The sequence below is a fragment of the Lichenihabitans psoromatis genome, assembly GCF_004323635.1.
GTDB classification, from domain to species: domain Bacteria; phylum Pseudomonadota; class Alphaproteobacteria; order Rhizobiales; family Beijerinckiaceae; genus Lichenihabitans; species Lichenihabitans psoromatis.
The window spans coordinates 3225051-3245666 of sequence record NZ_CP036515.1; the positions used below are offsets into that span (position 1 = coordinate 3225051).

The following is a 20616-nucleotide window of genomic DNA, read 5'->3' on the forward strand; positions in this document are numbered from 1 at the left end:
GAATTACTTCGTTAACTGGACCGGGGCCGGGCTGTCCGGTTTCATGCCGGGCATGTCGTTCATGTCGGACGCTGAACCATTCTGGTCTCCCGTCGAAGGCGCCTTTTCGTTGACGATGGGCGACAATGCACGAGGCTTCATCCCCTCGGGCTGAACGTTGGAGTTCGGCGGGCGACCCGAGGCCGGGAAGGTGGCTCCGGACGCTTCGTCCCCATTCTCCATGCGATGGTTGTCATATTTCAACCGCTCGAAATTCGCTTCACTGTCCTTGCCGGCCCCGCCCTTGGCGTCGATCTGCATCATCTCGTTGACGCACATCTTCCCTGGCATGGCGCAGAGATTGAGGATCGCGTCATACAGCCCGGCCTGTGTCGATGAGAAATAGCGGACGGGTTCTTTTTCGGAAGGCTTTTCCAGCGCGACATATTCGGTCTTATCGAGCGGCGAGCCCTGCTGCTTGAGCTTCTCGACCCACGCGCCAAAATCCTGATCGCTCAAGGCGTTCATTTTGAAGTGCATGTGCGAGAAGCCGGCCCCGCTGTAGTTTGCGGAAAATCCTTCGTAAGTACCGGGTTCGTTGATGACCGCATGAAGCTGCGTCTGCATACCCGCCATGGCATAGATCTGTCCGGCAAGAGCGGGGATGAAGAATGAGTTCATCACTGTCGCGGACGTGATCTTGAACTGCACCGGCACGTCGACCGGGAGCGCGAGTTCATTGATCGAAGCAACACCCTGGTCGGGGTAGAGGAACAGCCATTTCCAGTCGAGCGCGACAACTTCCACCGTCAGCGGCTTGATCTTGTCCGAGGCCGGTATGGTCGCGCTGATGCGTCCGATCGGCCTGAACGGATCGAGCAGATGTGTGCTGATCCATGTCAAAGCACCCAGCGCGATGATAATCATCAGTGGCGCTGTCCAGATCAACACCTCGAGCTTGGTCGAATGATGCCACTCCGGGTCGTAGACGGCGGCGGCGTTCGATGCGCGATAGCGCCACGCGAAGAGGGCCGTGAACACCATGACGGGCAGGATGATAAGCAGCATCAGCAAGGTCGAGATGATGATCAGGTTGCGCTGCTGAATCGCCACGTCGCCGGACGGGCTCATCAGAACCGCGTTACAGCCACCTAGAAAACTAAAGAGCGGGAGCATCATGAGGATGCGAAGTAATTTCACGGGCGACCAAACCATCTTTTTGCTGCGCTGCACACGATCTATCTACGGGACCTGATATTTGGGATTGGACGTTTTGTCCAAGCGCAGCAGTTTGACGCTGCGGGCGCACAGGTTCTATCTGGTGCGCGGCCCGAAACTTACCGGCGCCCGATCGATCGTTGAAACTCACGTTAGGAAATGTGGCATGGCCGCGAGTAGTGGGAATGTGGCCTCGTCCTCGGCTCTCGAGCGGGATGCGAGGCTCGTTTCGTCCGACGAATCGCATGTGTCGCCCGGTGAGATTGCGATTGGCGTGGTGATCGGTCGCACCTCGGAATCGTTCGACTTCTTTGTCTTCGGTCTCGCCTCGGTCCTCGTGTTCCCGGAACTCATGTTTCCGTTCACGGATCGACTGACCGGAACTCTCTATTCCTTCGCGCTCTTCGCCCTCGCCTTCGTGGCGCGTCCGATCGGCTCCATCATCTTCATGGCGATCGACCGCCGCCATGGCCGAGGCGTGAAGCTGACGATCGCACTATTCCTGCTCGGTGGATCGACGGCCGCGATCAGTTTCCTGCCCGGTTATAATGACATCGGTATTTGGGCGATCGTCCTTGTGTCGATTTTCCGGTTTTCACAAGGCCTCGCCCTTGGTGGAGCCTGGGATGGGTTGGCGTCCCTGCTGGCGTTGAATGCCCCCCACAACCGGCGCGGCTGGTACGCGATGATGCCGCAGCTCGGTGCGCCGTTCGGCTTCATCGTCGCAAGCGGGCTGTTCGCGTTCTTCCTGCTTAACTTGACCCAGGCCGACTTCCTGAGCTGGGGCTGGCGTTATCCGTTCTTCGTGGCCTTCACGATCAACGTCGTGGCCTTGTTCGCCCGCTTGCGCCTCATCGCCACGGAAGAATTTGCGCGCCTTCTCGCAAATCGCGATCTCGTACCGGCGCGCGTTTCAACGATCTTGCGGTCGCAGGGCTACGATCTGCTGCTCGGCGCTTTCATTCCGCTGGCGAGCTTTGCCCTGTTTCACCTCGTGACGATCTTTCCGCTGTCCTACATCGGCTTGTTTACAAACCGCACACCGGCCGACTTCTTGTTGTTACAGCTCGAAGGTGCCGTCGTCTGCGCCTTCGCCGTGATGCTGTCGGGCGTACTGGCGGATCGGATCGGTCGCCGCAATCTCATCGGGACCTGTGCTGTGGCGATCGCGGTGTTCAGCTTCCTGACCCCGATGTTGCTCGGCGGCGGTGCGTCCGGGCAGACCACCTTCGTTTTCCTCGGCTTCGCGTTGCTGGGATTGTCGGTCGGCCAATCGGCCGGGTCGATTGCGTCGAACTTCTCCAGCGAAAACCGCTACACCGGGTCTGCCTTGACGTCGGATCTCGCCTGGCTCTTCGGTGCCGGTTTTGCGCCGCTTGTCGCTCTTGGCTTCTACAGCCGCTTCGGCCTGTGGGCGGTTGGTGCCTATCTCTTGTCCGGCGCGCTCTGCACCTTGGCGGCGTTGGCGGTCAACCGCCAACTCGAAGCGCGCGGGATCCGCTGAGCGCCTCGTCGAGGATGGTTCGCACGAGCGGAATGACACGCGTTCCATAAAGCTCAATGTTCCGCATGAGCTTGTCGTGGGTGAGCGGACCGGCGCTGTATTTGAGATCGAAGCGAGACAGCCCGAGCGCGCTGGCGGTCCGGGCGATCTTGCGGGCGACGGTTTCGGGGGAGCCCACATAGAGGGAGCCGCGATCCGCCTCCTGATCGAACTCGGACCGGTCCATTGGCGGCCATCCGCGTTCAGCGCCGATATGGTCGCGCATGCGCTTGTAGTCCGGCCAAAGCTCTTCGCGCGCCTGCTCGTCTGTTTCGGCGATATAGCCGGGCGAATGCACCCCGATCGGCTGAACCGGCTGCCCCATTTGGCCGAACGCCTGTCCATAAAGATCGACATAGGGTTTGAAGCGCGTCGGGTTGCCGCCGATGATCGCCAGCATCATGGGCAGGCCGTGCTGCGCCGCACGCACCACGGAAGCCGGGCTGCCACCAACCCCAACCCACGTCTTGAGCGAGCCCTTCTCGAGCGTCGGATAAACGCGCTGATCTACGAGCGCGCCGCGCGTCGTCCCGCGCCACGTGACGGCATCCTGTCGGATCAGCGCGGCGAAGAGAGCCAGCTTTTCTTCAAACAAAGTTTCATATTGGTCGAGTTTATAGCCAAACAGCGGAAACGACTCGGTGAAAGAGCCGCGCCCGACGATCACTTCAGCGCGCCCGTTCGAGATCGCATCGAGCGTAGAAAATCTCTGGAATACGCGCACGGGATCGTCCGAGCTCAGCACCGTCACGGCCGATCCGAGCCTGATGCGGCTCGTTTGCCCAGCGATCGCGGCCAAGACGACGTCCGGCGCCGAGACCGCGAAGTCGCTGCGGTGGTGTTCGCCGACCCCAAAGAAATCGATCCCGACCTGGTCCGCCAGAACCGCCTCGGCGACGACATTGCGGATCACCTGGGCGTAGGGCAGGAGGGTTCCGTCCGGGGCGGCCGTCACGTCGCCGAACGTATCGAGCCCGAGTTCAAGTCGCTGTCCCATGCCGTGCTCCTTCGCGTGACGAGTAGAGCGTCGGCCGGTCTGTCGCAAGATCGGGGAGCCGCATGAGATCGCCGGTCGAGGCGGCATTGCCTTCGCGCCGGGGTCTGCCTATCTTTCGATTGTCCGAGGGGTGTCTTGCAGGGGCGGGACTGAGACGGCACGAGCCGAACCCTTCGAACCTGATCCGGGTCATGCCGGCGAAGGGACGGGACCGTTGATGTTGAACCGCTACCCTTTTTTCCATAGTTGCTTACGGTCCGTCGCGGCCGGCGTTGGCGGCTGACGCCATGCGGGTCATCGTCGTGGGAGCCGGCGTCGCCGGGCTTGTGACCGCTGTCCAACTCGCCGAGCGCGGCGCTTCCGTCGACGTGGTGGATCGCGGCGCTTACCTTGGCGCGGCATCCTGTTCTTGGTTCGCCGGAGGCATGCTGGCGCCGTGGTGCGAGGCCGAAAGCGCCGAACCCGCTGTGACCCATCTCGGCCGGATGGCGCTCGATTGGTGGCCGGCCCATATCGCCGGGACTGTGGCTTTAGGCACGCTCGTGGTCGCGCCCCCGCGCGATACAGCCGAGCTGTCTCGCTTTTCGAAACGCACCACCGATTTCGAGTGGCTGGATCGGGACGCGGTCGCGCGCTTGGAGCCGGATCTCGACGGGAGGTTTCGCAAGGCCCTGCTCTTTCCACGGGAGGCGCATCTCGACCCGCGCCGCGCCTTGGTCGCTCTTGCGGCTCGTCTCGAGCAAATGGGCGTGCGGATCAGCTTCGATCGCGATGTGTCGATCCCGGATCTCGACGCGGATCGGATCGTCGACTGCCGGGGCTTCGCGGCGGCGGCAGACTTGCCCGACCTCAGGGGCGTGAAAGGCGAAATGGTCGTGATCCGCACACACGAGATCAAGCTGCATCGGCCGATCCGAATGCTTCACCCGCGCATCCCGCTCTACATCGTGCCGCGCCAGGATGGCTTGTTCATGATCGGAGCGACCTCGATCGAAAGCGCCGATCGCAGCCGCATCACAGCGCGGTCGATGATCGAGTTGCTCAGCGCCGCCTATGCGCTGCATCCTGCCTTCGGCGAGGCCGAAGTGGTCGAGATTGGCACCGATGTGCGGCCGGCCTTTCCCGATAATTTGCCGGCTATACGCCGAGACGGGAAGATCGTCAGGCTGAATGGCCTCTATCGCCATGGATTTTTACTGTCGCCGGCCTTCGCGCGCATGGCGGCCGACGCTGTGTTCGAGGAGACTGATGGTGCAGATCATGTTGAACGGTGAGGCGACGGATCTTGCGGCCGATACGTTGGAACAAGCGTTGCAGGAATTGGACCTTGGCAAAGCCGTGGTTGCTACCGCGCTGAACGGGGATTTCGTTCCGGCACGGCTCCGGAGCGTAACCGCCCTTCGTCAGGGGGATCGTATCGAGATCGTCGCGCCGATGCAGGGAGGATAACGATGTTCTATGGGGTCGAACCAAAATCCCGCTTCCTGCTCGGGACCGCGCAATATCCCTCGCCCGCAATTCTGTCCGACGCCGTTCGTGCATCGCAGGCCGAGATCGTCACGGTCTCGTTGCGGCGCGAGTCGGCGGCCGGGCGAGCCGGTCAGGCGTTCTGGACGTTGATCCGCGATCTCGGCCTTCGCGTCTTGCCAAATACGGCCGGGTGTCACTCGGTCAAGGAGGCGGTGACGACCGCCCATATGGCGCGGGAGGTGTTCGATACGCCGTGGATCAAGCTCGAGGTGATCGGTGAGGCCGATACGCTTCAGCCTGACGTTTTCGGCTTGGTCGAGGCGGCGCGGATCTTGTGCGGCGAGGGCTTTGAGGTGTTCCCCTATTGCACGGAGGACCTTGGTGTCGCCGAACGGTTGGTCGAGGCGGGCTGCCGGGTGTTGATGCCATGGGGCGCGCCGATCGGATCCGGCTTGGGCCTCAACAACCCGTTCGGTCTCCGAACCCTGCGGGCGCATTTTCCAGACATTCCGTTGGTGGTCGATGCGGGCCTCGGCTTGCCGTCGCAAGCCGCGGCCGCGATGGAACTGGGCTATGACGCCATCCTGCTAAATACGGCTGTGGCCAAAGCCGGTGATCCCGTCGCAATGGCGCTCGCATTCGCCAAAGCGATCGAAGCGGGACGTCTGGCCTTCGAGGCTGGCCCCATGGAAACGCGAGATATGGCGGCCCCCTCGACTCCCGTGCTCGGGCAGGCGGTGCTGGCATGATGCTGGACCGATTCTACCCCGTCGTCGGCGACGCCGAATGGGTGAAGCGGGTGCTCGCGGCGGGCGCGCGGCTCGTGCAATTGCGGATGAAGCATCAGGATACGGAACAGCAGGTCGTTCAGGCGAGACAGGCTCGCGACCTCTGCGCTGCTGCTGGCGCGACGCTCGTGCTAAATGATTTTTGGGAACTCGCCATCACTGAAGGCATCGGCGTCGTTCATCTCGGGCAGGGCGACCTCGTCGATGCTGACCTCGCGGCTCTGCATCGCGCCGGCATCAAGGTCGGGCTGAGCACGCATGATGATGACGAGCTTGATCGGGCGCTTTCGGCACGGCCGGATTATGTTGCGCTCGGCCCGATCTACCCGACGACCCTCAAGGTCATGCCATGGGCCCCGCAAGGGCTCGATCGCATCGGCATTTGGAAGCAGCGGATTGGTTCGGTGCCGCTCGTCGCGATCGGCGGGATCACACTCGACCGTGTCGCGCCCGTTCTCACGGCCGGCGCCGATAGCGTCGCTGTTGTGACCGATGTCGTGAAGGCAGACGATCCCGAAGAGCGGATCAAAGCCTGGGTCGCGGCGACACGCGCCGCGGCGTAAGCCGCTCAGTCGATCCACAGACCGCGCGAGCGGTGCCACTCCTCGATCGACTGTTCCGGATAGCGTGCGAAGGTTTGATCCTTTGGGCCGATTGAGGCGTCGACCCACTCCGGTTTAAAGTCGAGCATGAGATGCACTTTCTCAAGCGCTTTCGGGAGGGGCGTGTCGATGACGGCCGCCAGGGGATGGATCAGGTCTGGCCAATTCTCGTCGTAAAGCCACAAAGCGGATCCGCATGTTGAACAGAAACTTCGCTCGCCTGAGCTGATCTCGACTGAGCCGTCATCCTGCTCGATCTCGGCCCGATAGACCGCAATGGCATCCTGGCCAGTCACCTCGAGACTGTCGGCTACGCCCATGATGTTGATCGCGAAGCCGCCGCCCCCTGTCGTCTTTCGGCAGATCGAGCAGTAGCACAGCTGGTAGGGGACGGGCGTATGGCTGTCCAAGGTGAACCTGACTGTGCCGCAGCGACAGGATCCTTGCAGTTTCATCGGCATGGGAGGTTCATCTCGATGGCGTGGTTTCGATTTTAGAGCGCATTCGACCCCTGATACCATGGAGCGTTCCGCCAGCATCGTAAAGCGACCGCAACGCAAGCGGACCGGGTAGCCCGGCCCATTTGCCACACCGCTCCGCCATCGCGATGCCAGACGATCGAGCGATGGCGAACGCCGCAATTTAGCCCGGTCCGACCGGGAAAGCCTTTGCGGTGCTGGCCGCCCGGAGGCCGCGTCGAAATTGGATTTGGAATGACGACCCTCGACCTCGACATCGTCCGGCAGCCGGCCGAGCCTCTCCCGCGCTACGACCTCGTCCAACGCGGCTTTCACTGGAGCATGGCAGTCATCATCATCGCCGCCATGTTGATTGGCCTCTACTGCGCCTATCAGCCGCCCGGCCAAGCGACGCGACGCTTCCTGTTGGAGTGGCACAAGTCGCTCGGCATGACGGCGCTGGTCCTGATCGTGCTGCGGATTGCTTACCGGCTCGCCAAGGCGGCTCCGCCTTATCTGGACCGGTTGGGCCGTCTCAATCATGCGGCGGCGTCCGCTGCCCATCTCGGCCTCTACGCGCTGATGCTGTTCATGCCGCTCACGGGCTATTGGAACTCGGCGGCGGGCGGCTACTCGCTACCGTTCTTCTGGCTGTTCCAGTGGCCGCGGATCGTGCCGGTCGACAAGGCGGCGTCTCACGTTGCCGAGGAGCTGCACCTCTGGGGCGCCTGGGCGATCTATGGCGTGGTGGGGCTGCATATCGCGGCCGCGCTGTGGCATCATTTCATCAAGCGCGATCATGTCCTTGACCGGATGTTGCCCCGTTCCCGGTGACGGCATCGCTCTCGGTTCGAGCAGAGCGCGAAGCTCGGCCGTTTATCAGATGTCGTATGTCAACGAGTCAGATTGCAGGTTGCCGAGAGCCCGCATCTCGGCGAGTGATCGGTTGTCGAGCACGCGGGCCGTCGCGTCGCGAACTTCCATCATCATGCGGCGAACCGTACAGGTGGCTTCATCGTTGCAGTCGAGACACCGCCGATAGTATTTCCGGCTGGCACAATCGATCGGCGCAAGCGGTCCATCGAGAATACGCACGATCTCGCCCACGCTGATTTCGCTTGGCGGTTTCGCGAGCGCGTAGCCACCGCCCTTGCCCTTCTTCGAGACGACGAGACCCGCGACGCGAAGCTCCCCCAAAATCGCATCGAGAAACTTTTTGGAAATCGAGTTTTCGTTGGCGATGAAGGTGACGAGTTCCGGTTGACCCGGCTTACAGCCCGCGAGATGCACCATGGCCTTCAGACCATATTTTCCCTTCATGGTCAGCATGAAGAGAACTCTGGCGCGGGACAGTCGTTCGGTAAGGGCCAGTCAAACTGCCCCAGGAAATCACGGTGCGCCATGGCGGGATTATGTGCCGCGCCCGCTTGGTGTACAAGGCTTGCCACACAGAATGACGGCCCTGAAGCGGTGAGGCCGTCTTGTATGACGATCAGTCGAGACCCATCACCAGGAGCACACCAATGGACAGGACAACGACCGCTGGTCTAAGCGTCGCGAACGAGCTTTACGCTTTCCTCGACGCGAAGGTGCTGCCCGGATCGGGCGTTCAAGCGGCTCGGTTCTGGACAGGTTTCGCGAGCTTGATCAAGGCGTTGGCGCCCCGCAATCGTGAGCTGCTTGCGATTCGCGACGACCTGCAGGCGCGGATCGATGCCTACCATCGGGACGGCAAAGCGATGCAGGGCGAAGCCTATCTCGGGTTCTTGCGGGAGATCGGCTATCTGCTGCCCGAGGTGACGGATCAAGCGATCAGCACCTCCAATGTCGATGACGAGATCGCCCGCATGGCCGGGCCGCAGCTCGTCGTTCCGATGTCCAACGCCCGCTATGCCTTGAATGCCGCCAATGCCCGGTGGGGTAGCCTCTACGATGCGCTCTATGGCACGGATTCGATTCCCGACGAGGGTGATGCCGCGCGTGGCAAAGGGTTCAACCATGCGCGGGCCGCCAAAGTGGTCGACGCCGCCAAGGCGTTCCTCGACAAGGCCCTTCCTCTGGAGCAAGGCTCCCACACGCAGGTGATCGGCTACTCGGTCGTCGATGGGTCGCTGAAAGCAGATCTGGCCAAGGGCTTGGCTCCGGTCGGCCTAAAGAACTCGGCGGCCTTCGTTGGCTATCGCGGCGCGGCACCCGCGCCAGAGGCCGTGCTTCTGGTTCACAACGGCTTGCATGTCGAACTCACGATCGATCGAACTCATGCGGTTGGTCGGTCCGATCCCTCCGGTCTTGCCGATGTGGTTCTCGAAGCCGCCGTCAGCACCATCGTCGACATGGAGGACAGCGTTGCCGTGGTCGATGCCGCCGACAAGACCGCGATCTACACAAATTGGCTCGGCCTGATGGACGGCACGCTTTCGGCCACCTTCAAGAAAGGTGGCGAGACGCTGACACGGCACCTTAACAAGGACCGGGTCTATACGGCACCGGACGGCACCGGCGAGGTGCGCTTGCCCGGTCGCAGCCTGATGCTGATCCGCAATGTCGGCCATCACATGTATACGGACGCGGTGCTGGACGCGGCCGGTCAGGAGATCCCGGAAGGCTTTCTCGATGCGGTCGTCAGCGTTTTGATCGCCAAGCGCAATCTCGATGCACCGGCCGACATTCGCAACAGCCGCAAAGGCTCGATCTATATCGTCAAGCCCAAGATGCACGGACCGGACGAGGTGGCGTTCGCGAACCAACTGTTTGGGGCGGTCGAGGATCTCGTCGGTCTGCCGCGCAACACGATCAAGATCGGCATCATGGACGAGGAGCGCCGCACCTCGATCAACCTCAAGGCTTGCATTGCGGCCGCGGCCGAGCGGGTCGTTTTCATCAACACCGGCTTCCTCGACCGGACCGGTGACGAGATTCACACCTCGATGCTGGCCGGTCCGGTCGTACGCAAGAACGACATGAAGAACATGAGCTGGATCAAAGCCTACGAGGACTCGAACGTCGACAATGGCATCGCGATGGGTCTGGTGGGGCACGCGCAGATCGGCAAGGGCATGTGGGCCGCACCGGACCGAATGGCCGACATGCTGGTGCAGAAGGTCGCCCATCCGAAGTCTGGCGCCACGACGGCCTGGGTGCCTTCACCGACCGCCGCCACGCTGCACGCGATGCATTATCACGAGGTCGACGTGGCGGCTCGGCAAGCCGAGGTTGCGACCCGTCCACGTACGCCTGTCGACGCCATTTTGACCATCCCGGTGTCGCAATCGAATTGGGCACCGGAGGATGTGCAGCAGGAACTCGACAACAATCTGCAGGGAATCCTGGGTTATGTGGTGCGCTGGATCGACCAGGGCATCGGCTGTTCCAAGGTGCCGGACATTCACGATGTCGGGCTGATGGAGGACCGTGCGACGCTCCGCATCTCCAGCCAACACGTCGCCAATTGGTTGCAGCACGGCATCGTCAACGAGGCACAGGTCAATGAGACCCTGCAGCGGATGGCCGCCGTCGTTGATCGTCAGAATGCCGACGATCCTCTCTATCGGCCGATGGCGCCCGGCTTCGACGGCGAAGCCTTCGCGGCCGCCCGTGAACTCGTGTTCAAGGGACGCGAGCAGCCGAACGGCTACACCGAATGGGTGCTGCATGCGCGTCGACGCGCCGCCAAGCAGAAGGGCGCGGTCTCGGCCGAAGGCTAGTCGGCCTCGCCGTCAAACCTGAGTTCCAACACTTTGGACGGAAAATCACGAAAAGTGTTGGAACTTGGTGGGTCGCATGACCGCGACCAATTTAGATGCCACGCGCCCGCGCGTCGCAGGTCTTAGGTCTGCCCGGGTCGCAACTTGTAGAAGACGTGATGGCCGATCACGTCCATCTTCTTCAGGCGCGAGGCCCAGAATGGCCGGACGTATTTGGCGTGATAGTGGGTTGCACCGCCGACGTCCGACACATAGGCGCTCCCCTCGGTGACCTCATGCGCCACGCGGACCGCCTGAGCCCAGGCGTCGGTCTCGGTGATCCGCAGAGCCCGGCCTTCGCACGCGAAGGAAAACTGGCACGCATTGTGACGCTGTTGGTTCTGGAACACGACGCCGCAGACCGATTGCGGATAAAGCCCGCTGCTGACCCGGTTCAGCACGACTTGAGCGACGGCCGCCTGACCTTCCTCGGGCTCGCTTCTGGCTTCGAAGTAAATCGCCTCGGCCAGACATTTCTGTTCGCTGGAGGCTTTGGTCAAATCGATCAAGGCCGCATAGTCCGGATGCGCTGGTGTGATACCGACCACGGTCGTGTTGCCGGTGACGACACCTTGCGGCCCGCGTGAGAATTTCGGCAACGCCGCGATCTCGACCGGGGTCGAGTCGCTTTCGACGGGCGTGGTCGAATCGAGCGCCAGGGCGCGCGCCACCGTCGGGGTCGAGCCATCCTGCATATGCGGTGTCGTGGCACCCGAGCCTTGCTGTGGCGACGCGTCGGACGACGATGGCGTGGTCGTCAGCGTCTTGCCGTCCGGCATCGGCACGAAAGTGGCGACACTCTCGGGACCGGGGGCGGGCCCTGCGTCCGGCGTGAAACTCATCGGCTCTGCTTGCGGGTTCTCATCGGAGAACACGAGACTCGCGCCGCGGGCGGCCTGGAGAGAACCAGCCTTGCGAAGCTTGGCGTCGAAGGTCGGTCGCAATCCAACCGTCGGATCGCCTTTATGGCTGCGATCGACGCTCGGGAAGATCTTGGCTTGTGGTTTGAGCGCCGGGTTCGGGTCGATCTCATCGGCCGCCGCCTGAAACTCGGACGGATCGCCGATCACGAGCCGGGCTTGCTGCACGACCTGATCGCCCTTCGGAAGCTGAAAATGGAACGCTTCGCCTGCATCGGTGGACGGAACCAGAACCGCAGGAGCGGCGGCCGCATAGAGGCGGAACGATTGGCTTGCATCGACACGGGGATCCTGGCCGGCATCGGCCGCATAGGACACGAGCATGACGAGCGCGGCGCACCAGGGCGCCACCGTGCCGCAGGCCCAGGCTATGCGGGAGCGGCGCTTGACCTTGGTGCGGACGCCGATGCGTGAGGGGACCATGCCGTACCTTCGCCCAAAACCCCAGGGAGGACGCACCTATGATAGGCGCGGCTCCGATGCGGTGTCGGCCCAAGGGTTAATAACGCAACCGACCCTCGAGGCGAACCGCACCGGAATTGTGGTTATCGAGCTTTAGGCTTGATGGAAGGTTAACGTGAGCTTGGCCTTAAGCGCCCTCCTGGACGCGAATACCCAGCGCCGCATGGGCGGCGGCGAGGCGCGCGATCGGCACGCGGTATGGCGAGCAGGAGACATAATCGAGCCCGACCTTTTCACAGAAGGCGATCGAGGCTGGATCGCCGCCATGCTCGCCGCAGATGCCGAGCTTGATGCCGGGGCGGGTGGCTCGACCGCGTTCTGCCGCGAGGCTGACGAGCTGCCCGACGCCCTCCTGGTCCAGCGTGACGAACGGGTCAGCCGGCAGGATGCCCTTGGCCGTGTAAGGGCCGAGGAACGAGGCCGCATCGTCGCGGGAGATGCCGAGCGTCGTCTGAGTCAGGTCGTTGGTGCCAAACGAGAAAAATTCAGCGCTCTCTGCGATCTGGGCCGCCATCAAGGCGGCGCGCGGCAGTTCGATCATCGTGCCGATCTGGTAGGGGATCTTGACGCCGCTTTCCGTCTCGACCGCCTCTGCCATTGCGACGATGCGGGCTTTGGTGAGATCGAGCTCGGCCTTGGTCATGACCAGCGGCACCATGATTTCGGCCGTGACGGGTTGGCCGGTTTTCTTCTGCGCCAGCACCGCGCCCTCAAAGATCGCGCGGGCCTGCATCTCGGCGATTTCGGGGAACGCGATGGCGATGCGGACGCCGCGGAACCCCAGCATCGGATTAAACTCGTGCAGTTCCTGCGCCCGACGGCGCAGCTTCTCGGCGCTGGTTCCCATAGCGGTCGCGACCTCCGCCATATCGGCATCGGTGTGGGGCAAAAATTCGTGCAGGGGCGGGTCGAGGAGGCGGATCGTGACCGGCAAGCCCGACATGATCTCGAACAGGTCGGCAAAATCCTGCCGCTGGATCGGCAGCAGCTTGGCGAGGGCCACGCGCCGCCCGGCCTCGTCATCGGCAAGGATCATCTCGCGCACTGATACGATTCGGTCCGCGTCGAAGAACATATGCTCGGTCCGGCAGAGCCCGATGCCCTCAGCCCCATATTTGCGCGCCGTTCGCGCATCGAGCGGTGTTTCGGCATTGGCCCGCACCTTCATGCGGCGCACGCCGTCTGCCCATTCCATGATGGTGGCGAAGTCGCCCGACAGTTCCGGCTCCAACATGTCGACCCGGCCTCTCAGCACCTGACCGGTGGAGCCGTCGATCGTGACGATGTCGCCCTTTTTGAGCACGACCCCGCCGCAGGTCAGCGTCTTGGCGGCGTAATCGACCCGGATCGACCCAGCGCCAGAGACGCAGGGCTTGCCCATGCCGCGCGCCACGACGGCCGCATGGGAGGTCATGCCGCCGCGTGTCGTCAAGACGCCTTCGGCCGCATGCATGCCGTGAATATCTTCCGGCGATGTCTCGACCCGAACCAGCACGACCTTCCGGCCCGCGACCTTCAGGGCTTCGGCATCGTCCGAGTTGAACACGATCTCGCCCGATGCGGCTCCGGGGGAGGCCGGCAAGCCGGTCGCGATCAGGTCGCGCTTCGCCTTGGGATCGATGGTCGGATGGAGCAATTGGTCGAGCGAGGCCGGGTCGATGCGTTTCACCGCCTCCTCGCGCGGAATCATGCCGGCCTGCGCCATATCGACCGCGATGCGGAGCGCCGCCTTGGCGGTGCGCTTGCCCGAGCGGGTCTGCAGCATCCACAACTTGCCGCGCTCGACCGTGAACTCGATATCCTGCATGTCGCGGTAATGCTGCTCGAGCAGCTGTGTCGTGCGGACGAAATCAGCGAAGACGGACGGCATCACCCGTTCCATCGAGGGTTTGTCCGAGCCGGCCGCGACCCGCGCCACCTCGGTGATGTTCTGCGGCGTGCGGATGCCGGCCACGACATCTTCGCCCTGCGCATTGACCAGGAACTCGCCATAGAGGGCGTTTTCGCCGGTTGAGGGGTTGCGCGTGAAGGCGACGCCGGTCGCTGAGGTCTCGCCCATGTTGCCGAACACCATGGCCTGAACCGTGACCGCTGTGCCCCAAGCTTCGGGGATGGTGTTGAGGCGGCGATAGGTGATGGCGCGGGCGTTCATCCAGGACGAGAAAACGGCGCCGATTGCACCCCAGAGCTGCTCGTGCGGATCTTGCGGGAACGGTTTGCCGGTTTCGACAGCCACTTTCGCTTTGTAGTCGGCGACCACGACGCGCCAATCGGCGGCCTGCAGATCGGTGTCGAGCATGGCGCCGCGACGCTCCTTGTGGTCCTCCAGAATGTCCTCGAAATGATGATGATCGAGATCGAGCACCACATTCGAATACATCTGGATGAAGCGGCGATAGCTGTCATAGGCAAAGCGTTCGTCACCCGACGAGGTCGCGAGAGCCAGCACGGTTTCGTCGTTGAGGCCGAGATTGAGCACGGTATCCATCATGCCCGGCATCGATGCGCGCGCGCCGGAGCGAACCGACACCAACAAGGGGTTGGCGGCATCGCCGAAGGTGCGTGACGCAAGCTGCCCGACATGTCCGAGCGCCGCGTCAATCTGCGGCTTGAGGTCCTCGGGATAGGCACGCCCGTTGGCATAGAAGGCGGTGCAGACCTCGGTCGTAACCGTGAAGCCGGGCGGAACCGGTAAGCCCAAACTCGACATTTCGGCGAGGTTGGCGCCCTTGCCACCGAGCAGGTTGCGCATCCCGCTCTGGCCTTCGGCCTGGCCATCGCCGAACGTATAGACCCACTTCGCCATGCCGCGTCCCTTTGCCCTGCCTCACGCGGCAAGCGCGATCGCCCGCGCGCCGTCTTGCTTCCGACTGCTTGTCAGAGCGACCGACGATGACCGATACGATAGCCGAAGATCATCCAAGTCAAACCGTAGAAGAGCAGGTCGATGCCAAGGAATGTGCCCAGCACCAGCACGCTGTTGTTCGGCCAACCCGCCAGGATAAGCACACCGAGCAGCAACGTGACGGTGCCTGCGAGGATCACGGCGCCGCGTGAAGCGCTGCCGGTCATTTTGAAGCCGAGATAGATGCGGAGCAGGCCGGTCGCGAACAGGCCCGCGCCGAGCAGGAGCGTGATAACCCCCGCCGCGACCTCGGGCAGAAGAATTGCGACGATGCCGGCGAGAATGTAGATGATGCCGGCCGCTTCCCACAGGAACATGCGTCCCCACGTGCGGGTCCGCATCCCAATGGCCACCTCGGCAAATCCGGCCATGACCATGAAGATGCCGATGAGAAGAACGGACGCGATGGTCGCGGTTTCGGTGAGCACCAGGGCGACGACGCCGAGGATCGCGCTAAACGCCCCGAACGCGACGATCCACCCCCAGCGGTGGCGGATCCGCTCCGCCGCGGCCCCAAGGGAATGAGGCCCGGTTCCAAGCGAAGGTCGAGGCGGGATCATATTGCTCATGCGGCAGTTTATTCCTTCTCGCGTCGGCACTGATGCATGCATGACATTGACGAAGACTGAATGTCACACACGGGAGTATTCGACCATGATTCACAAGAGGCAAACCATTCGGTTCGCAGATTATTTGCGTGTGGCATCGGTTTCGGTGTAGCTCGAAACCAATGTGCATGTTCTGTCGCAAATTCAACGTGAGTTTTCTATGACTGTCCAAACGCCGCTTCTCGATCGCGTTGCCACGCCGGATCTGCTGAGGCAATTGCCCGAGAGCGACCTGCGGCAGGTAGCGGACGAGTTGCGCGCCGAGACGATCAGTGCGGTTTCCGTCACAGGCGGGCATCTCGGTGCCGGCCTTGGCGTGATCGAGCTGACGGTGGCGTTGCACCACGTGTTCAACACCCCGGCCGACCGCATCATCTGGGATGTCGGGCATCAAGCCTATCCTCACAAGATTCTGACCGGACGTCGCGACCGCATCCGGACGTTGCGTCAGGGCGGCGGCCTCTCCGGCTTCACCAAGCGCAGCGAAAGCGAATATGATCCGTTCGGCGCCGCCCATTCCTCGACCTCCATCTCGGCAGGTCTCGGCATGGCGGTCGCGCGCGATCTCGCCGGCGGCAACAACAACGTCATCGCGGTCATCGGCGATGGGTCGATGTCGGCCGGCATGGCCTATGAGGCGATGAACAATGCGGGCGCGATGCACTCGCGCCTGATCGTCATCCTCAACGACAACGATATGTCGATCGCACCGCCGGTCGGCGCGATGTCGGCCTATCTGGCTCGGCTCGTGTCTGGCGGCATGTATCGGTCGCTACGCGATTTCGGCAAACAACTCGCCAAGCACCTGCCGCAATTCATGTACGACAAGGCTCGGAAGACCGAGGAATATGCGCGCGCCTTCTTCACAGGCGGCACCATGTTCGAGGAACTCGGCTTCTTCTACGTCGGCCCGATCGACGGTCACAACCTCGACCATCTCCTCCCCGTCCTGAAGAATGTACGTGACAGCGAGGCCGGCCCGGTTTTGATCCATGTCGTGACGCAAAAGGGGAAGGGCTATGCCCCGGCCGAGGCCGCGCCCGACAAGTATCATGCGGTGTCGACGTTCGACGTCATCGACGGCGCACAGGCCAAGGCCAAGCCGAATGCGCCGGCCTATCAACGCGTGTTCGGCGAGAGCCTGATCAAGGAAGCCACCAAGGACGACAAGGTCGTGGCGATCACGGCCGCCATGCCGTCCGGCACCGGACTCGATCTGTTCGGCCAAGCCTTTCCGACCCGCACCTTCGACGTCGGGATCGCGGAGCAACATGCCGTGACGTTCGCGGCCGGCATGGCCAGCGAAGGCTTCAAACCGTTCTGCGCCATTTATTCGACCTTTCTGCAGCGCGCCTATGATCAGGTGGTGCATGACGTCTGCATCCAGAATCTGCCGGTGCGCTTTGCGCTTGATAGGGCGGGGCTGGTCGGTGCCGATGGCGCGACCCATGCCGGGTCGTTCGATCTCGCTTACCTCGGCTGCTTGCCCAACATGATGATTATGGCGGCAGCGGACGAATCCGAACTCGTCCACATGGTCGCGACCCAAGTGTCTTACGACCAGGGACCATCCGCTTTGCGCTACCCGCGTGGTGAAGGTGTCGGCATCGACATGCCGGAGGTCGGCATTCCGCTCGAGATCGGGAAGGGTCGCATCGTCCGTCACGGCAAGCAGATCGCGATCCTGTCGCTCGGGACCCGGCTGGCCGAAAGCCTCAAGGCTGCGGATCAATTGTCCAGCCTCGGCTTCTCGGCCACGGTGGCGGACGCTCGCTTCGCCAAACCGCTCGACCGTGATCTGGTGCGCCAACTTGCCACGAGCCATGACGTTCTGATCACGGTGGAAGAAGGATCGGTCGGCGGCTTTGGTTCTTTCGTGTTGCACGCCTTGTCGGAAGATGGCCTGCTCGACGGCAACCTGAAGGTTCGCACACTCGTGCTGCCCGACGTGTTCCAGGATCACGACAAGCCCGACCGCATGTATGCGGCTGCCGGACTCGACGCGAAAGCGATCGTCGCCAAAGCGCTCGACGCGATCGGTCATACGGCGATCGTCGCCACCAAGCCCATCAAGCCGGTTCTGGCCCGGCGCGAGGGTTGAGCGCGACGGCTGAGGGAAGCCAAACCGCGATGTCGCAGCGAGCCGATGTCGCGATCGTTCAAGCCGGCTTGTTCGATAGCCGTGCCAAAGCCCGCGAGGCCATCGAGGCCGGGCTCGTCACCATCAACGGCATCGTGATCACCAAGGTGGCGACGATGATCGGCGCCGATGCCGTCCTGGCCGCGACCCCTGCTTATCCGTGGGTCTCGCGTGGCGGCGTGAAACTCGCGGCCGCGCTCGATCACTTCGGCTTTGATCCCTCCGGGCGCCGCTGCCTCGATGTCGGTGCTTCGACGGGTGGTTTCTCCCATGTGCTTCTGACGCGCGGTGCCGCCCACGTGACGGCGATCGATGTTGGGCGTGGACAGTTGCATCGGTCGCTGTCGACCGAGCCTCGGCTTCATCACAGCGAGGGTTTGGACGCCCGCGATCTCGATGCGGATCTGCTCGGCGAACCGCCGACGCTCGTCGTCTGCGACGTCAGCTTCATTTCGTTACGGCTCGTTCTCCCGCATGTTCTCGCCCTTGCGGCCGAGCATGCGGACGTGGTGGCTCTCGTCAAACCGCAATTCGAGGCGGGCTTTGGTCGGGTCAAGAAAGGTGTCGTGCGCGACATCGCGATCCATGCGGAAGTCTGTGCCGAGATCGTTGCCCTTGTGACCGGACTCGGGTGGACGATGGTGGATGTGATCCCGTCTCCGATCGAGGGGCAGGACGGCAATCGCGAGTTCCTGCTGGGCGCGACGCGATGAACGCCGCTGTCACGCTCGATATCCTGCGGCTCGGTCAACGCGGCGAGGGTGTCGCTCAAGGCTTGACCAGCTCCATCTTTGTTCCGGATGGGCTCCCCGGCGAGCGCCTCGCAGCCGAGGTCGAGGGCGACCGCGGACGCATCCTGGAGATCCTCCGGCCCAGCCCCGACCGTATCGAGCCGATCTGCCCCTATTACGGAACATGCGGCGGCTGTGCGATCCAGTCGCTCGCCCCGGCACCCTATGCGGAATGGAAGCGTGGTCTCGTCGCAACGGCCTTGTCGATGGCGCATGTCGATGCGGCCGTTGGGCCGACCGTCATGGCCCATGGGGCAGGCCGCCGCCGCGCGACGTTCCACGCTCGTGCCGCCAAGGCCGTCAATGTCCTCATCGAGACACCGCCGGCCGTCGGCTTCATGCAGGCGCGCCAGCACGACATCGTGGCCATCGCATTTTGCCCCATTCTGTCGCCCGATATGGCCGATGCACTCGACGCGTCCCGTGCGATCGCAACCGCTCTCGCCTCGACCGGCAAGCCGCTCGACATTCTCGTCACTGCGACGCAATCCGGGCTCGATATCGATCTGCGCGGCTGTGGGCCGCTCGACGATCCGACCACGGCGCGGCTCATCGCGGTCGGCGCGGCGCATCGTTGCGCTCGCATCTCGAACCACGGCGAGGTCGTGATCGAAAGCCGCGCGCCTCTCCTGACGATGGGACAGACTTCGGTCTATCCACCGCCCGGCTCGTTCCTTCAAGCCACCCAGTTGGGCGAGGATGTGCTTGCGGCGCAGGTTCTGACGGGTGTGGGGTATGCTCGGCGCGTGCTCGATCTCTTCAGCGGCATCGGTACATTCGCGCTCCGTCTCGCCGAGCGCGCCACCGTCCATGCGGTGGATCTCGAGGCCAAGCCGCTTGCGGCCTTGGCCAGGGCCGCGCGCAACTCACCGTCGCTCCGGCCCGTCACGATCGAGACGCGCGATCTGTTTCGCCGGCCGGTCACGTCGTCTGACCTCGCGGCTTACGACGCGGTGGTGTTCGATCCGCCACGCGCGGGTGCGGCAGCGCAAGCCGAGCAGATTGCGGCTTCGGCGGTGCCGACCGTCGTGGCTGTGTCGTGCAGTCCGGCGAGCTTTGCGCGGGACGCCGCGATTCTGATCGCCGGTGGATATCAGCTCGGCCCGGTCGTGCCTGTCGATCAATTCATCTATTCGGCGCATATCGAGCTTGTGGCCGTCTTCCGCAAAGCCACTGTGAGCGCGAAGAAACGCCGGTCGCTGCTGTCCTGACCACGATCGTTAGAAGTCGAAGCTGGTTTGCCGTGCTGGCGCGCAAGGCGGCGCGGCCCCGACCGGATCCTGGACCGATACATCGTCGTTCGCGACCTTGTTGACCCTCGGCGCGACCGGAAACATGTCAAGCACGTCATCACCCGCAGGGCGCAGCAAAGCGGTTGCGCGCGCCACATCGACCCGATCGACGTCGAGCCACGTCTCGTAATCCTGCTCCTCCAGGATCACCGGCATGCGCGAATGGATCGCCGACATCGCGCCATTGGCGTGGGTGGTCACGATACAGGCTGTCTCCATTTCGCTGCCGTCCGCGCCCATCCAGCGTTCGTGCAAGCCCGCAAAGGCCATCGGGCGCCCGTCAGCGCGGCGACAGAGGAACGGCGTCCCGGTCACGCGGGGCTGTATGCGCTGCCATTCGTAGTAGGCATCCGCGATGACGAGACAGCGGCGACGGATCATCGCGGCGCGGAAACTCGGTTTGGCCGCGATCTCTTCGGCGCGCGCGTTGATCAGCAACGGAAACGCGTTCCAATCCTTGACGAAGGACGGCACAAGGCCCCAGCGCACCAGCCGGAAGTGCCGACCTGGATCGCCGATCTGCCGATCGTCCCGGCAGACGATCGGGATCGGTTGAGTCGGCGCGATATTGTATCGCGGCGGAAAGTTCGGCTGCTCGGGGTAGCGGAACCAAGCCCGAACGGCTTCGGGCGGCAGGGTGATGGCGTAACGTCCGCACATGATTTTACACGTGGCCATGCGGCCGGTGCGGCGCAAGCGC

General features: G+C 63.2%; 18 protein-coding genes and 1 riboswitch. Of the genes, 10 read left to right on the forward strand and 8 right to left on the reverse strand.

The genetic code is table 11. From position 1 onward, the window contains the following. Window positions 1-3 precede the first annotated feature (3 nt). Complete coding sequence (cyoA, locus tag EY713_RS14955; protein ID WP_131116117.1) at window positions 4-1194, reverse strand: ubiquinol oxidase subunit II; 1191 nt, start codon at window positions 1192-1194, stop codon at window positions 4-6. Between the two features lie 169 nt (window positions 1195-1363). Between cyoA and EY713_RS14960 the strand changes: the two genes are divergently transcribed. Beyond that, on the forward strand, window positions 1364-2701 hold the full coding sequence (locus EY713_RS14960) for an MFS transporter (protein WP_131116119.1): 1338 nt from the start codon (window positions 1364-1366) through the stop codon (window positions 2699-2701). Here the strand turns inward: EY713_RS14960 and EY713_RS14965 are convergent. Further along, window positions 2667-3737, reverse strand: coding sequence for an LLM class flavin-dependent oxidoreductase (locus tag EY713_RS14965; protein ID WP_131116121.1), 1071 nt, complete (start codon window positions 3735-3737; stop codon window positions 2667-2669). The genes EY713_RS14960 and EY713_RS14965 overlap by 35 nt on opposite strands. A 116-nt stretch (window positions 3738-3853) precedes the next feature. Next, window positions 3854-3961: riboswitch (TPP riboswitch) on the forward strand. Between the two features lie 63 nt (window positions 3962-4024). On the opposite strand from EY713_RS14965, the gene thiO reads away from it, so the two are divergent. From thiO to EY713_RS14985, 4 genes are read left to right on the forward strand one after another with little or no spacing between them, the layout of a single operon-like run. Then, window positions 4025-5011 (forward strand): glycine oxidase ThiO, encoded by a 987-nt coding sequence (thiO, locus tag EY713_RS14970; protein ID WP_131116123.1) that lies wholly within the window; start codon window positions 4025-4027, stop codon window positions 5009-5011. Next, window positions 4989-5186: a sulfur carrier protein ThiS gene (gene thiS, locus EY713_RS14975; protein WP_131119775.1), complete on the forward strand. Its 198-nt coding sequence runs from the start codon at window positions 4989-4991 to the stop codon at window positions 5184-5186. The genes thiO and thiS overlap by 23 nt, the downstream gene beginning before the upstream one ends. Next, window positions 5183-5956 (forward strand): thiazole synthase, encoded by a 774-nt coding sequence (locus EY713_RS14980; RefSeq protein WP_131116125.1) that lies wholly within the window; start codon window positions 5183-5185, stop codon window positions 5954-5956. The genes thiS and EY713_RS14980 overlap by 4 nt, the downstream gene beginning before the upstream one ends. Continuing rightward, window positions 5953-6558 (forward strand): thiamine phosphate synthase, encoded by a 606-nt coding sequence (locus tag EY713_RS14985; protein WP_131116127.1) that lies wholly within the window; start codon window positions 5953-5955, stop codon window positions 6556-6558. The genes EY713_RS14980 and EY713_RS14985 overlap by 4 nt, the downstream gene beginning before the upstream one ends. A 5-nt stretch (window positions 6559-6563) precedes the next feature. Here EY713_RS14985 and EY713_RS14990 read toward each other — a convergent pair whose 3' ends face one another. After that, on the reverse strand, window positions 6564-7058 hold the full coding sequence (locus EY713_RS14990) for a GFA family protein (RefSeq protein WP_131116129.1): 495 nt from the start codon (window positions 7056-7058) through the stop codon (window positions 6564-6566). Window positions 7059-7310: 252 nt separating this feature from the next. Here EY713_RS14990 and EY713_RS14995 point away from each other — a divergent pair, with 252 nt between their 5' ends. Beyond that, window positions 7311-7889: a cytochrome b gene (locus EY713_RS14995; RefSeq protein WP_131116131.1), complete on the forward strand. Its 579-nt coding sequence runs from the start codon at window positions 7311-7313 to the stop codon at window positions 7887-7889. A gap of 45 nt (window positions 7890-7934) precedes the next feature. Here EY713_RS14995 and EY713_RS15000 read toward each other — a convergent pair whose 3' ends face one another. After that, window positions 7935-8384 (reverse strand): RrF2 family transcriptional regulator, encoded by a 450-nt coding sequence (locus tag EY713_RS15000; protein WP_131116133.1) that lies wholly within the window; start codon window positions 8382-8384, stop codon window positions 7935-7937. Window positions 8385-8578: 194 nt separating this feature from the next. Here EY713_RS15000 and EY713_RS15005 point away from each other — a divergent pair, with 194 nt between their 5' ends. Continuing rightward, a complete protein-coding gene (locus EY713_RS15005; protein ID WP_131116135.1) occupies window positions 8579-10759 on the forward strand; it encodes a malate synthase G in 2181 nt (726 codons plus the stop codon). A 122-nt stretch (window positions 10760-10881) separates the two neighbouring features. Here EY713_RS15005 and EY713_RS15010 read toward each other — a convergent pair whose 3' ends face one another. The 3 genes from EY713_RS15010 to EY713_RS15020 form a co-directional block, all read right to left on the reverse strand. Continuing rightward, entirely contained in the window at window positions 10882-12141 is a 1260-nt protein-coding gene (locus tag EY713_RS15010; RefSeq protein WP_131116137.1) for a cell wall hydrolase, read from the reverse strand. Window positions 12142-12307: 166 nt separating this feature from the next. Beyond that, entirely contained in the window at window positions 12308-14986 is a 2679-nt protein-coding gene (gene ppdK / locus EY713_RS15015) for a pyruvate, phosphate dikinase (protein WP_131116139.1), read from the reverse strand. A gap of 71 nt (window positions 14987-15057) precedes the next feature. After that, window positions 15058-15654, reverse strand: a complete 597-nt coding sequence (locus EY713_RS15020) for an HdeD family acid-resistance protein (protein WP_245572742.1) — start codon at window positions 15652-15654, stop codon at window positions 15058-15060. Window positions 15655-15853: 199 nt separating this feature from the next. On the opposite strand from EY713_RS15020, the gene dxs reads away from it, so the two are divergent. Genes dxs through EY713_RS15035 form a run of 3 tightly spaced genes read left to right on the forward strand, consistent with a single transcriptional unit; the run spans window position 15854 to window position 19835 of the window. Continuing rightward, window positions 15854-17794: a 1-deoxy-D-xylulose-5-phosphate synthase gene (gene dxs, locus EY713_RS15025; RefSeq protein WP_131116142.1), complete on the forward strand. Its 1941-nt coding sequence runs from the start codon at window positions 15854-15856 to the stop codon at window positions 17792-17794. A 29-nt stretch (window positions 17795-17823) separates the two neighbouring features. Further along, window positions 17824-18546, forward strand: a complete 723-nt coding sequence (locus tag EY713_RS15030; protein WP_131116145.1) for a TlyA family RNA methyltransferase — start codon at window positions 17824-17826, stop codon at window positions 18544-18546. Beyond that, window positions 18543-19835, forward strand: coding sequence for a class I SAM-dependent RNA methyltransferase (locus tag EY713_RS15035; RefSeq protein ID WP_131116149.1), 1293 nt, complete (start codon window positions 18543-18545; stop codon window positions 19833-19835). The genes EY713_RS15030 and EY713_RS15035 overlap by 4 nt, the downstream gene beginning before the upstream one ends. A 9-nt stretch (window positions 19836-19844) precedes the next feature. On the opposite strand, the gene EY713_RS15040 is transcribed toward EY713_RS15035, so the two are convergent. Further along, window positions 19845-20576 (reverse strand): SOS response-associated peptidase, encoded by a 732-nt coding sequence (locus tag EY713_RS15040; RefSeq protein WP_131116152.1) that lies wholly within the window; start codon window positions 20574-20576, stop codon window positions 19845-19847. Window positions 20577-20616: the final 40 nt, after the last annotated feature.